Raw genomic sequence first — 13,617 nt, 5'->3', positions numbered from 1 at the left:
TCCTTACAAAAGTGACGAAGAAGTCGCCGAGTTAAAACCGACGAATCAACGTTTTAAAATAGATAGTTTGAATAGTGTGACACGCATAGGGGAATAGCTCAAAAATAATCTTAATCTTTAGCGTCAACACCGACGAGATTTTAGGGTAAGATAAACCCTGTCATTCACCGATATTTAGTTCTTTCGCTCAAGGTTATTCATGCGCTTTATTGTTTTATCACTCAGTTTGCTGACACTAATTACAAGCAGCCTCTTTTCAACGACCAGTTTCGCGAGCGCGATGACTAGCGGCAAGGCCGACTTAGTGGTCGTCACCAAATCAGAGGCGAGCATGACGCTACTGCGACAAGGCAAAGTGCTTAAGAAATACCGTATTGCCATGGGCGATAACCCCGTTGGCCATAAGCTCACCGAAGGCGATCAGCGTACTCCTGAAGGCCGTTACCTATTGGACTTTAAAAAGTCTGATAGTGCTTACTATCGCGCTATTCGCATCTCTTACCCTAATGATGAAGACCGTCTGCGCGCCGATGCGCTTGGCATCAGCCCGGGTGGACAGATCATGATCCACGGTGAGAACCCCAACTCTAGTCTAAGCCCAGAAGAAGCCCAGATGTATAACTGGACCGACGGTTGTATTGCGGTCACCAATGCGGAAATGGACGAGCTTTGGCGAGCAATTGATGAAGGCACTCCGATAGAGATCTGGCCTTAAGCACTTTTCTCCGCTCCATTTCAACAACCTCATTTAGCACTCATTTTTATTAGATGCTCATTTTGCTTTAAGGCACCCTATGACATACCAAGAATTAATCAGTAGCTGGCCAACATTTAGCCAGCGCATACAAGCGTTTACTCAAGAATTAGGTCTAGACTCACTCGGACTGATATGTGACCACAGCGCACTGCGCGTCAATAGCGTACAAGCGGCGGATGAACTTCGTCACGCTTTTGCAAACGTAGGCAAGATTATTTCAGACAACATGATTAATGGCCGTCCAATTCTGATAATTGAACTAGATAAGCCTTTGATGATGGGAACAAGCGCTATCGAGTGCATCGAGCTACCCTACCCAAGCGACAAGGTTTACCCAGTCGAAGGTTGGGAACATATTGAGCTGGTACTCGACTGTAATGCTCAAGATTGCGACACACTCAGCCAAGCATTACTTGAGCATGCGCCTCAACTTGCACCTGTTTTGGCCGGCGAAACAGACATTAAAGTGAAGCTAAGTTCACCTAAAGGCGATAAAGAGCGCCTAGCGAACCCGACTATCGCGTTTAAGAAAGATGGCATTTGCGTCAAGGTACACGCACACGGCATTAAAGCGGTGATCGCTTCGGAAGCGGAATAAGGTGTTCTAGGTTCTAGGTTCTAGGTTCTAGGTTCTAGGTTCTATCAAGTCTACAGCCAGAATAAGCGCTTTTCTTATTCAAAAGATAAGAATAATAAGGTATCGGGAAACATACTTAATCAAGATTCGAGGTTCGCTTAATCGCAAACCTCACCTTAAGTTGATAAAAAGAGCGCATAAATTCTGAAAAGGCACAAATCCCAAGACTTATGGTGATCAGCAACTCAATTCCGTCATTACTACCACTTAGGGCTTGAGAGAGGCCCTGAGTATAAGCCTGCTCGCTAAACATTAGGTAACCAAATAAACGCCCGGTATTAAAGACACTAGCGATAAAAATCACTGGACAGGCGACTAAGCCAAACCAAAACCAGAACGCTTTAAATACTCTCATCATGCTTTCCTTGCTTATTTGTGCTTATTTTTAAACAACTATCAGCTTAACCACCTGTTATCAGCTACTTCCATTTTCAGCTCTAGTCTTGGGTGTCTTTTTTAAATGCTAACGCAGCGACATAGATCATTCCTAGCGGTGGAATGATTGCCAACAGAGCGCCAATTATCGAAACAAGAATGGGGTTCGTAGTTTTACGTTTGCCTAGATAGAAGCTTATCCCGCCAATCACTAACATTGCCATTAACAATATCAGCAAGATAAATTGACCAAAAAGTGTCGCATTGATGCTCATTTGCAAATTTCCTTTTGCTTGGTCATTTTATTTTTTGTAGCAAAGATGTTAACTGTAAACATCCTTTCATTTCAATCATAATGCTTCAAGCTAACTAGAGATAATCATAAAAAATAGTAATAAAAAAGCCTCATCTAAATGACGAGGCCTTTGTAGCAAAGCTGTTCACTTCGCTGAATTGAACAAAGAGTCGTGATTACAGCGTTAGCAAGTAATCCAGTCCGCCTGTGACCGCTGCGACTTGGGCGAGTATGCAGTTCTCATCATCGACCAATGGGCTATCTGGGTAGACTTCGGTGGTGGTGACATATTTTGCATCGCTCACACCCGCACATAAACCTAACGCTTTAGTCGCGTAGTTAATCACCCCAAACTGAGCTAGCTCGACGCCAATTAACTTACCGGAGTCATCGGCGGGCGCAATATGAGTTACCTGCTCTACGGATTTTATCATTGCTGTTTGAAATGCATCTTGTGGATTGACGGTATCACCGACTAAATAAAACCCATCAGGGATGTTCCAGTTGGTGTGCTCCACCGCGTCACGTGCCGCCAATGCAGGTCTAAATTCGCTGTTATCGGTATCCGTGGTTTCATGTAGATCGATATGAGCAAAAATCTCGACTCCTAAACCCGCAAGCAGCTTCATCAAGGCTGCGGACTCCTCGGCAGGACTATCTTGATAGAAAGAGCGGTTAGGGTCGACGGCTTTTGGGTTCCAGCGATTGATAGTTTCATAGCCCCAAGGGCTGATACAAGGCGCCACTAGAATATTAAAATGCTTTGCATAATCAGCAGCTTTAGTCTCGATAAAACGAATCGCGCCTTGCACACCACTGGTTTCGTAGCCGTGAACGCCACCTGTCACCAAAATGGTAGGCTTGCTCATATCCCAGTTTAACGACTTCACAGCAAACAGTGGATAGCGCTCAACATCGTAGGAAAGCGCGCCATATTGCTCAACCTCAAAACGGTCCTTTAACGCGAGGATCTTGGTCACGACTTGCTCTTGATAGGAGCGTTTGAACTCTTGGGCGTTAAACCACTGTGCCTTTTCAGCCTCGCCCCATTTTTGGCCTTTGACACCGATTGAATATGCTTGCTGATCCATTATTATTCCTTCTGACTTGGTTTTCGCTCCAAGCTCTTCTATACCTAATAACTAATTACCCAATGCCATCTAACCATATAGCTAAACAGGCGAAATTAAATTCGCCCGAAAGCATAAACGTGATATTCATCGATATCAATGCCGTTATCTAGATTAGTTATCTGGATTCATTTTCATGGCGCTAGTGTTATCAAATCAATAAATACCATATGACGCGCATTACCTATCAAGGAGAATTAAAATGACAGCCTTAAGACACGGTTTTTCCATCGGTATAGAGAGAATGAATGATGAATTCTTTCTCTCCCTCAAAGCCAAAGGCAAACTCACCCATAGCGATTACCTTGCCATGACTCCAGTCATCGATTCTGCACTAGCTGAAGTTAAGCACCCAAAAATCAAGGTGCTTTTCGATGCGACTGAGCTTGAGGGCTGGGAGCTCAGCGCCGCATGGGATGATTTTAAGCTGGGATTAAAACACGGTAATCAGTTCGTCAAGATTGCACTTTATGGCAATAAGGGTTGGCAAGAGCTAGCCTCAAAAATGGGGAATTGGTTTATCGCCGGAGAGACTCGTTACTTTGACAATGAGTCCGAAGCGCTAGTTTGGCTTCACCAATAATACGGAATCAATAGCACTTTAATTAGGAGTCATTCCTGTAACTAATGATAAAAAGCCAGCGGATGCTGGCTTTTTTATCAATAACAGTAAGCTCTTTACCGACCCGCTAATGCTCTCGCTGGCGGAGTCTGGCTGGCCTTCCATGCGGGATACAGGGTCGCAATAACGCTCATGACAAAGGCTAGCGCGATGACGGTCACCACATCGCCGCCCTTAAGCTGCGAGGGTAAAAAGTCAATAAAATAGACATCGGCCGATAACAGCTGAATACCAAATAAAGACTCGATGCCACGAGCTATCGCACTTAAGTTCAGCGCAATAATTGTGCCTAATACTCCGCCGATAGCACAGCCTAAAACGCCATTAAACGCCCCCTGGACGATAAAGATCAGCATAACTGAGGCTTTTTTCATGCCCATAGTAAGCAAGATTGCAATTTCTGACTGCTTGTCCCTAACCGCCATCACTAGAGTCGATACGATATTAAAGCAAGCCACCGCAATCACTAACGCCAGCACTAAGTACATTACCATGCGCACTAGCTGAATATCTTGATAAAGGTGCCCCTGAGTGCGAGTCCAGTCAGAGATATACACATATTGCTGCTGGCTATAGCCCAGATCACGAATAAGCCTTGGGGCAGCAAACACATCGTCCACTTTGATCCGCACGCCTGTCACGCTGTCACCTAACTTCAAGATCTTTGCCGCATATTGCATCGGAATATAGGCGGTGCTCATGTCTAGTTCGCCGCCGAGCTCAAAGATCCCCGATACCACGAAACGATAGCTCTTTGCCGCACCAATTTTACTTTGTGACCGACTATTAATATTAGGCATATATAGGCTAAGAGACTGGCCCACTTTTAAATCGAGACTCTTTGCTAAGCCTTTACCCAAGACGATATTATTACTGCCCTGCTGAGCTAGGCTCTGCCAACTCTCTGCCGACATAAACTGCTTAATATTGGAGACTTTGTCCTCACTATCAACATCGATACCAAGTACCGTAATACCTTGAAATCCACCGACTTTTTGCACAAGTCCCTGCATGCGCACAAACGGTGCCGCAGCGACAATCCCGGGCACCTTATTAGCATCGGCCACAATAGATTGCCATTGGTGAATAGGCTCATTAACGCCAATAAGCTCACCGTGGGATACGACTCCTAGCAAACGCTGCTCTAACTCTTTTTCAAAGCCGTTCATGGCCGACAACACCACGATTAGCACTGCCACACCAAGGGCAATCCCCGCCGTTGAAGCGAAGGAGATAAAGCTAATAAATCGATTCGATTGGCGGGCGAAGTAAAAGCGCCAGCCGACCCACATCGCTAACAACGCTCTCATGCGTTAAGCTCCTCAGCTTGCACTAGACGGCCATCTTTCATATGCAGCTGCCGATCCATTCTCGCGGCTAAGCTTTGATCATGAGTCACTACTACAAATGCAGTGCCTAGCTGGGCGGCAAGCTCGGTGATCAGCTCATATACGGCTTCACCGCTATTAGCATCGAGGTTACCTGTAGGTTCATCGGCTAACACCAGCTTAGGATCGTTAATCAGTGCTCTGGCAATCGCCACACGTTGGCGTTCACCGCCAGACATCTCTGAGGGAGTATGGCTTAATCTATGTCCGAGTCCGACACGCTCAAGCAGTGATTTTGCCTTCGCCTCTACCTGCTTGCGACTCTGGCCTTGAATAAGTGCTGGCATAGAGACGTTTTCAAGGGCGGTAAATTCAGGTAGCAGGTGATGAAACTGATAGATAAAGCCCAAGTACTCATTACGCACCTGCGCTTGGCGCTGGCTCGATAGCTTATAAAGATCTTCACCAAGCATAGTCACACAGCCACTGGTCGGGCTATCTAGCGTCCCCATAATATGTAGCAAGGTACTCTTGCCGGAGCCTGAACTGCCGACAATCGCCAGTTGCTCACCTTTAAAGACCTGCAGCTCTACGTCATGTAGAACCTCTGTATCGACCGAGCCTTCTTGATAACGTTTACTAACATGACTGACTTGCAGCAGTAATTCTTGATTCATTTTTAACTCGCTATTCATATCTTATTCTTCGCTTACTCATACCTAAGCGCGGTCGCAGGCTGCACACTGGCAGCTCTTATCGCAGGGTAAATAGTGGCAAGCAATGTCATCGCTAGTGTGCCGACAACAATCCACGTCAACTGGCTCAATTCAAGCTGTACAGGTAAATTTTGACCCGCTCCTAAGATGGAAATCCCAAGTGCCTGAGTAATGGTGTTTAAATTTAGGGTAAGTAAAGTCCCCACCACCACACCGAAGATAAGACCAATAACGGCATTGAGCGAGCCTTGGATCATAAAAATGCCCATCACATTCGCCGTTGTTAATCCTTGAGTCTTAAGTACCGCCACATCAGTGGTTTTATCGACGACCATCATCACCAAGGCCGATACAATATTAAAGGCTGCAACGGCGATAATCAGACTGAGCATCAAGGACATCATGTTCTTTTCCATCTTCACCGCCCCAAACAGGTGACCATAGGTATCACGCCAGTCTGTGGTGGTCACGGGCGTTGCAAATTGCGCCACCACTTCAGGGGCTATCTTGGCGGCATTAAAGGGATCATCAAGATATAGACGAAGCTCTTTAACCTCTCCAGCCTTTTGGCGCATCAGCCTTTGTGCATCATCATGGTGAACGTAAGCCAGAGTCGCATCCACTTGAGAGCCCATCTCAAAGACGCCAGCCACAGTGAACTTACGCTGACTCGGCACCGGCCCTAAAGGCGAATAGACCACGCCATCGCCGCTGAGAACGCGAATTTTGTCGCCAGGGGCAACATCGAGCTTGCGCGCAAGCTCAGCGCCTAAAATGATCCGGTATTTACCCGACTCTAGTGCATCAAAATTGCCAGAGTAGACGCGCTTAGTGGTATTAAGCAGGGCTTTTTCTTGGTCAGGATAGATACCATAGACTTGGGCGGCACCAATATTACTCGGCGACTGCACCATTGCCTGAGTCGATATACTCGGTGTTGCACCTTGAACGCCGGGCAGTTGACTTAGCTTGTCAACTTGCTTTGGCCAATTCTCGATTGGCGTTTGAGAATGCACGGTTAATTGTGGTACAGCGCCTAAGATCCGCAGTTTAAGTTGATTTTCTAAGCCGTTCATCACCGAACTAACAAGGATCAATGCCGCCACACCGAGTAAAATACCAGACACAGAAAAGAGAGTGATGAACGACGCAAATGCGTTGGCTTTACGAGAACGCCAGTAGCGGTAACCAATATAAAACGATAATGAGAAATTCATTAAGAAACCCAAATAAAATCCACTTAAGCTAAGTGCAATATCGATTAACAAAAAACCATCGAAATCATTGCCCTCGTCCCGCAAAACAGGATAAGAATACACTCAGCAGTTCACAAAAAAGCCTCAATTTCCTCTCGGTACTAAGACATTTGTGTGTCTAACCTTGCTAAATCATAAAGATGCGCACGATAATAGGGGTATTAGCCCCCTAAAAACAAGAGGCAATACCCTTGTTAACTGACTCTACCGCCTATTTTAGTATTAATCACCCATTTGATGTCTATTTGAGTCCTTGGGACAGTGCTAAACCGCTTCCGTTAGTTGAGCAGCTCGGCTTGATGCTGCCGACAAGTTTACAACTGATTAGTGACGTAAAAGCCCTCGAATCAGATTGTCTGTTGCAATTACGCCACCTCGATGACGATGCCAAAACCGTGGTGGAGTTTTTAAAACTGCAGTCGCGCAAAATCGATATGGTATTACAACACATTATGGCGAAAGAGGAGTATGAAGGTACTCACTACATCGGCAAACAGTTTGGCGGCAGTGGCATTACTCTTGTGAGCCCTACTCCCCTAGAGCTAGGACAGGTGTTTCAGGTGACACTGCATATTAAAGAGGAGCTTGTCGCCCTGCTCTGCTTTGCAAAAGTCACAAGCTGCTCACTACTCGAAGCTACTGACGCACAATCCACTACGCAATACGCCGTGGAGCTAAGCTTTTGCGTTATCCAAGATAACGACGTTGAGCAGTTAGTCAAAGCAAGCCTGACTTTGCAGCAAAAACAACTCAAGCTACGACAGTTATCCCGCTAAGCCAAAAAGAATTTTCACTGGCATGAGCTGAAACAAGCCTCTACAATACTTAGCAAGTTTACTGCTATTGGACTTGTTTCCTCGCCTTAATGAATGCTTTCTCTGTATTGACTCCACCAGCGGTCAAGAGTGCCAAATTGGCACGAACGCTGTGTACACTAGGCGGCGCAGCACAAGCGCTGACCATCGCAAATATTGCCAAGCAGCATTTAGGTGTCACCCTAGTGGTGACAGCTGATACACCGACGGCAATCACTCTTGATGCTGAGCTAAGCTACCTGCTTAGCGAGCAATCAATACCGATTTGGCTTTTTCCCGATAGAGAAACACTTCCTTACGACAGCTTCTCACCGCACCAAGATCTGGTATCTCAGCGTCTAGAAGCATTATCGCGTATTCCCCAAGCGCAACACGCGGTAGTGATAGTCCCTATCACCACCTTGATGGTACGCCTGCCGCCACAATCATTCCTAACTGGTAACGTCTTGATGCTGGAAAAAGGCGATAAGTATCGTCTGTTAGATGTGCGCGAACAGTTAATAAATACCGGCTATCACGTGGTTGAGCAGGTCTATGAACACGGTGAGTTTGCTGTGCGTGGCTCGATTATCGATATTTTCCCTATGGGTTCGAGCCAGCCTTATCGCATCGAGTTATTCGACGATGAAGTAGAAACTATCCGTCATTTTGATCCTGAGACTCAGCGTTCTAGCAAAGAGATCGATGCCATTCGTCTGCTTCCGGCGAAAGAGTTCCCTACCGATGACGCGGCGATTGAAGGCTTTAGACAAAGATACCGCCGCCGCTTTGAGGTGTTGGTTAAAGAGCCGGGCTCGATTTATCAGATGGTCAGCAAGAAGACCATGCCTGCGGGTATTGAAAACTACCTGCCGCTGTTTTTTGATGAAACTGCCACCCTTTTTGATTACCTCCCGGGTAATACTCAGCTTATCACCTTAGGCGATATTGAAGCGGCAACCCACTCACACCTTAACGAGGTAGAGACGCGTTACCAAGACAGACGAGTCGACCCATTAAGGCCGCTACTCACGCCGCAAGAGTTATACCTGCTGACTGAGCAAATCTTCTCGGCTTTTAAAGGTTTTCCTCGCTTTGGTCTTAAAGATGAAGCCTACACAGGGACAGCATCTCATGCCAAGGCCAGTAAACTGCCAGACCTCTGCGCCAACCATAAGCTCAAACAACCCTTGGTTGAGCTTGAAAAGTACGCATCCCTTGGGGAACGTATGCTGTTTAGTGCCGAGTCTGAAGGGCGCAGAGAAGCCCTGTTAGAGCTGCTTGGCAAGATAAGTATCAAGCCAAAGATGTTTAATCATTTCGATGAATTTGTTGCCAGCAAGGCAAAAGTGGGGCTTATCGTTTCTCCTCTTGCTCAAGGCTGTTTCATTGAGAAGAAAACCGGTGGTAAGTTTGCGCTTATTTGTGAGACAGAGCTCTTTGGTCAACGCATCTCTCAGCGTCGTCGCCGAGATAAACAGCGCCAGATAAGCTCCGATGCCTTAGTTAAAAACCTTGCCGAGCTAAAGGTAGGCCAACCCATAGTCCATTTAGACCATGGTGTGGCGCGCTATCAGGGTCTAGAAACCTTAGACACTGGCGGCCTAGTGGCCGAATATTTGGTCCTTGAATACTCTGGTGGCGATAAACTCTATGTGCCTGTTGGTTCACTGCATTTAATTAGTCGCTACAGCGTAGGCCCCGATGAGGAGGCAACCCTTAACAAGCTCGGTAATGAAAGCTGGGCCAAAGCAAAGAAAAAAGCGGTTGAGAAAATTCGTGATGTGGCCGCAGAACTGCTCGATGTGTATGCACGCAGACAGGCTCGCCCGGGCGAGGCTTGTCGAATCGATCAGGAAGAGTACGCACAGTTCGCCAACAGTTTTCCCTATGAAGAGACCGTTGACCAAGAAACAGCCATCGAAGCGGTCCTTGAAGATATGCGCTCGCCAACGGCGATGGATAGACTCGTTTGTGGTGATGTGGGCTTCGGTAAGACTGAAGTGGCGATGCGCGCCGCCTTTGTCGCAGTTAATGACGGCAAACAAGTCGCCATCTTAGTGCCGACCACCCTGCTCGCTCAGCAGCATTACGAGAACTTTAAAGACCGTTTTGCCGACTGGCCATTTAAGATTGAAGTGATGTCACGCTTTAAGACGGCAAAAGAGCAGACTCAAGTGATGAAAGACCTGCTCGATGGCAAGGTCGATATCGTGATAGGAACTCACAAGCTGCTGCAATCGGAAGCCAAGTTCGAGAATCTGGGCTTGCTCATCATCGATGAAGAACACCGTTTCGGTGTAAGGCAGAAAGAGAAGATCAAGGCCCTCAGAGCCAATGTCGATATCTTAACCTTAACGGCCACGCCTATTCCTCGTACATTGAATATGGCGATGTCGGGTATGCGTGATCTGTCGATTATCGCTACTCCCCCGGCAAAACGACTCGCGGTAAAGACCTTTGTTAGAGAGTACGATGAAGCCACCATTCGCGAGGCTCTACTGCGTGAAATATTAAGAGGCGGCCAAGTCTACTTCCTGCACAATAGTGTCGAAACCATCGAAAAGCGTGCGGCAGAGATAAGTGAGTTACTGCCAGAGGCGCGAGTCGTGACCGCCCATGGTCAGATGCGTGAACGTGAGCTTGAGCGGGTGATGTCCGATTTTTATCATCAGCGCTTTAACGTGCTGGTCTGTACCACCATCATAGAAACAGGTATCGACGTACCGTCGGCTAACACTATCGTCATTGAGCGTGCCGATAACTTTGGTCTGGCACAACTACATCAGTTACGTGGCCGCGTGGGGCGCTCTCATCATCAAGCTTACGCTTATTTGATGACTCCTCACCCCAAACGTATGACTAAAGATGCCCGTAAGCGTCTAGAAGCCATCGGTGCGTTAGAAGATCTCGGTGCAGGCTTTATGCTTGCCACCCAAGATTTAGAAATTCGTGGCGCCGGTGAACTGCTTGGCGATGAGCAGAGCGGTCATATCTCCAAGATTGGTTTTACCCTCTATATGGAGATGTTAGAAGATGCGGTGAAATCACTTAAACAAGGTAAAGAGCCGTCATTAAACCAGATGCTGCGTCACCAGTGTGAGATTGAGCTACGCATCCCAGCACTGCTGCCTGAAGATTACGTTGGCGACGTGAATATTCGTCTCTCGCTATATAAGCGAATAGCTAACTGCGAGACTGCAAAAGCACTCGACGAAATGAAGGTTGAGTTGATTGACCGCTTCGGTATGTTGCCCGATGCCACCAAAAACTTGATGGAAATGACACTTTATAAGCACTTGGCCACACAGTTAGGCTTAAGAAAAATCGAAATGCACGCGAAAGGTGGTAGTATAGAGTTCGGTGAAAACAATCAGGTTGATCCAACCTTTATCATCGGTTTACTACAAAGCCAGCCCCAAGTATATCGAATGGACGGGCCCAATAAGCTAAAATTTGCTATGCCTTCTGAAACAGCGAAAGATAGGCTCGCATTACTAAAACTGTTAATTGAGCAGTTGTTTCAACATCGTCTTGGAGAATAATCGTGTTAAGACTATCTAAAAACAAGCTAAGCGCAGCTTTAGCTGTTGGCCTTTTATCCAGCTTATCTGTAAGCGTCAATGCTGCAGAAGAACGTTGGTTTGAGGTTGAGGTCTATATCTTCGAGCGGGACGTTCCAACCGTTGAGCAGTGGCCAACGACACCTGCTGAGACTCGTACACGCAAGACGGTCGACTTTATTACTCCCATGGTTAGTACCGATTTAACGGCGGTGAGTATGGGGCTCAACGGCTGCACCTCAAGCGATTGGGCAACCGACAGCGTTAACTGTAATGAGCAGCTAAGCAACGCGAAACATAAAGCCTTGGCCGATGTACCGATGCAAATTGCCGCTCCGGCCCCCGCCGTTGCGCACCTTGGCGATGGCGCCGTACTGCTAGCCGAGAGTCAGAGTCAATTTAACGATATTATCGCGACCATCTCTCGTGAAAAAGGCACCACCAGCCTCTTGCATATGACATGGCAACAATCGATGCTGCCTCGAAACAGAGCGATTCCGGTAAGGCTGTATTCTGGCCATGACTACTCAGAAGAGTATGAGTTTGGTGGTCTACCGATAAAAGCGCAGGAGAGTGACGCAGAATTTGGCAACTTTGACTTTATGACAAGTCAATTTGCAAGCGACACCAATAAGCCTGTGTGGAAGTTTGATGGTACGATTAATATCTATCTACAACACTACCTATTTATTGAAACTAACTTCACCTTGCGTGAAGAAGGCAACAAGACTGTGACTCTTACACAAAATGAGTTGCTAACAAGCCCTGATGCGACGCAGACAAGCCCCCAAGATGTAACGACACCATACCTCTACGCTATTCCTATGCAGCAAAATCGCAGGGTGCGTAGTGATGAAGTCCACTATTTCGATCACCCAAAAATGGGCATGGTCATTCAGATCAGAAAAATGGAGCACCCAAGCGCAAAGGTGTCGACGAGAAATAGCGTCGCTATGGAGCCAGGAACAACTTATTAAGGCTACATAATTGAGAAATCGAGGTAGATCTCATCTGCCTCATCTTCTTCAACAATCACTTCGTCAACCCGAGATGCGGGCGCGCCGATGTAACACCAACCGATAAGCTTATCGACTGCGATTTCGCTCCCTTGTGCTAAGATCTGCACCGTACCATCGCTTAGATTACTCACATAGCCCGTGACCCCAAAAGTGTTCGCTTGAACAAGTGTATTCTGACGATAAGAAACACCTTGTACCTTTCCTTTCACTTGTATCATGACACGCTTCATAATCTATTCCTTGTACGAAAGACTCAACTCGTTAAGCACCGAGTCTAGGCAAATCGTGATTATTTCAGATTAAAAACAACCTCATTGGTATTAGAAATAACATAGCCTAAAGCACTGTTATGAGCAAAGAGTAAGCTCATATTTGCAATGACATTAAGCTGCAATAGCTCAATCTCCACGAGTAAGCGCTATGAATAAACAAACCATGGCTCTTCCTTTCTGTTGTGTCATTGAGATAAAAAAACCACCAATAACCTAATTGCTATTGGTGGTTCTTAAAAACGTAAACAGTGAGACTAACTAGCTTTAAACGCCTTAATAAGCTGAAGCTGTGTCGCTAACGAAGAAAATTTATGCAGCTGTTCATCGTCCCACTCTATCGCATAATAATCCTTTAAAGTGGACTCCACAGCTCTATTGTCATTGACTTCATCCTGACGTGCCAAGATGCACAATGCCTTACCTTTATTTAAGGCTCGAAAATCTTTTACGCACTTATTGGCAATATCCCCATACTCTTCAGGTCGGTCAATTTTACCGGTCATGTTATCTTGAGGAAGCAAATTAGGGTTAATCAGTACCGATTTAATGCCATTTAAGAAGCCGATACGCTCAGCCCAATAACCCCCTAAGCCCACGCCCAAAATCAGTGGTGACTTATCGTCTGAAGAGGCGATCTGTTTACTGACTTCATTCAATAGGTACTGCATATCATTTTTAGGATGCAAGGTACTGTAACTTACCAAGCGTACGTCATCATCAATAAACTGTAACTGACGCATTTTGTCGTGATTACCTGGGCTTGTTGCGTCAAACCCATGAAGATAAAGGATCATTCTCGTCCTCCAAAAAATTATTTATATAATCAACTGCTAACTTAGCAAGCTGAACTTGT

14 protein-coding genes are annotated in these 13,617 nt (G+C 46.4%); 6 read left to right on the top strand and 8 right to left on the bottom strand.

Going from position 1 to position 13,617, the window contains the following annotated elements; all coding sequences use genetic code 11:
- The first annotated feature begins 199 nt into the window (after positions 1-199).
- Positions 200-715, top strand: coding sequence for a L,D-transpeptidase family protein (locus JMA39_RS01145; protein ID WP_202720007.1), 516 nt, complete (start codon positions 200-202; stop codon positions 713-715).
- Positions 716-794: 79 nt separating this feature from the next.
- A complete protein-coding gene (locus JMA39_RS01140) occupies positions 795-1,355 on the top strand; it encodes a VOC family protein (RefSeq protein ID WP_202720006.1) in 561 nt (186 codons plus the stop codon).
- 115 nt (positions 1,356-1,470) lie between these two features.
- Here JMA39_RS01140 and JMA39_RS01135 read toward each other — a convergent pair whose 3' ends face one another.
- From JMA39_RS01135 to JMA39_RS01125, 3 genes are all read right to left on the bottom strand, one after another.
- Entirely contained in the window at positions 1,471-1,749 is a 279-nt protein-coding gene (locus JMA39_RS01135) for a hypothetical protein (protein ID WP_202720005.1), read from the bottom strand.
- Positions 1,750-1,831: 82 nt separating this feature from the next.
- Complete coding sequence (locus JMA39_RS01130) at positions 1,832-2,044, bottom strand: hypothetical protein (protein ID WP_202720004.1); 213 nt, start codon at positions 2,042-2,044, stop codon at positions 1,832-1,834.
- Between the two features lie 196 nt (positions 2,045-2,240).
- The gene (locus JMA39_RS01125; protein ID WP_202720003.1) at positions 2,241-3,155 is read right to left on the bottom strand and encodes a M14 family metallopeptidase; all 915 of its coding nucleotides are present in this window, start codon (positions 3,153-3,155) and stop codon (positions 2,241-2,243) included.
- 241 nt (positions 3,156-3,396) lie between these two features.
- On the opposite strand from JMA39_RS01125, the gene JMA39_RS01120 reads away from it, so the two are divergent.
- Entirely contained in the window at positions 3,397-3,777 is a 381-nt protein-coding gene (locus JMA39_RS01120; RefSeq protein ID WP_202720002.1) for a SpoIIAA family protein, read from the top strand.
- Positions 3,778-3,872: 95 nt separating this feature from the next.
- Here the strand turns inward: JMA39_RS01120 and lolE are convergent, their stop codons facing one another.
- From lolE to JMA39_RS01105, 3 genes are read right to left on the bottom strand one after another with little or no spacing between them, the layout of a single operon-like run.
- On the bottom strand, positions 3,873-5,126 hold the full coding sequence (gene lolE, locus JMA39_RS01115; protein WP_202720001.1) for a lipoprotein-releasing ABC transporter permease subunit LolE: 1,254 nt from the start codon (positions 5,124-5,126) through the stop codon (positions 3,873-3,875).
- Complete coding sequence (gene lolD / locus JMA39_RS01110; protein WP_237732520.1) at positions 5,123-5,821, bottom strand: lipoprotein-releasing ABC transporter ATP-binding protein LolD; 699 nt, start codon at positions 5,819-5,821, stop codon at positions 5,123-5,125. Before lolD ends, lolE begins: the two co-directional genes overlap by 4 nt.
- Positions 5,822-5,853: 32 nt before the next feature.
- Positions 5,854-7,077, bottom strand: a complete 1,224-nt coding sequence (locus JMA39_RS01105) for a lipoprotein-releasing ABC transporter permease subunit (RefSeq protein ID WP_202719999.1) — start codon at positions 7,075-7,077, stop codon at positions 5,854-5,856.
- Between the two features lie 230 nt (positions 7,078-7,307).
- Between JMA39_RS01105 and JMA39_RS01100 the strand changes: the two genes are divergently transcribed.
- From JMA39_RS01100 to JMA39_RS01090, 3 genes are all read left to right on the top strand, one after another.
- Positions 7,308-7,892 (top strand): hypothetical protein, encoded by a 585-nt coding sequence (locus tag JMA39_RS01100; RefSeq protein WP_202719998.1) that lies wholly within the window; start codon positions 7,308-7,310, stop codon positions 7,890-7,892.
- An 89-nt stretch (positions 7,893-7,981) separates the two neighbouring features.
- Entirely contained in the window at positions 7,982-11,455 is a 3,474-nt protein-coding gene (gene mfd / locus JMA39_RS01095) for a transcription-repair coupling factor (RefSeq protein WP_202719997.1), read from the top strand.
- A gap of 2 nt (positions 11,456-11,457) precedes the next feature.
- Positions 11,458-12,450: a peptidoglycan binding protein CsiV gene (locus JMA39_RS01090; RefSeq protein ID WP_202719996.1), complete on the top strand. Its 993-nt coding sequence runs from the start codon at positions 11,458-11,460 to the stop codon at positions 12,448-12,450.
- Positions 12,451-12,452: 2 nt separating this feature from the next.
- Here the strand turns inward: JMA39_RS01090 and JMA39_RS01085 are convergent, their stop codons facing one another.
- Together JMA39_RS01085 and ycfP are read right to left on the bottom strand one after the other, a co-directional pair.
- On the bottom strand, positions 12,453-12,722 hold the full coding sequence (locus JMA39_RS01085; protein WP_202719995.1) for an acylphosphatase: 270 nt from the start codon (positions 12,720-12,722) through the stop codon (positions 12,453-12,455).
- Positions 12,723-13,018: 296 nt separating this feature from the next.
- Positions 13,019-13,558 carry an alpha/beta hydrolase YcfP gene (gene ycfP / locus JMA39_RS01080; protein WP_202719994.1) on the bottom strand — a complete coding sequence of 180 codons (540 nt, stop codon included), beginning with the start codon at positions 13,556-13,558 and terminating at the stop codon, positions 13,019-13,021.
- Positions 13,559-13,617 lie beyond the last annotated feature (59 nt).

The organism is Shewanella schlegeliana (assembly GCF_016765635.1).
In the GTDB taxonomy this organism is placed as follows: Bacteria; Pseudomonadota; Gammaproteobacteria; order Enterobacterales; family Shewanellaceae; genus Shewanella; species Shewanella schlegeliana.
Note: the sequence above shows the minus strand (reverse complement) of the source record. Positions and strands in the feature narration are given on the sequence as shown.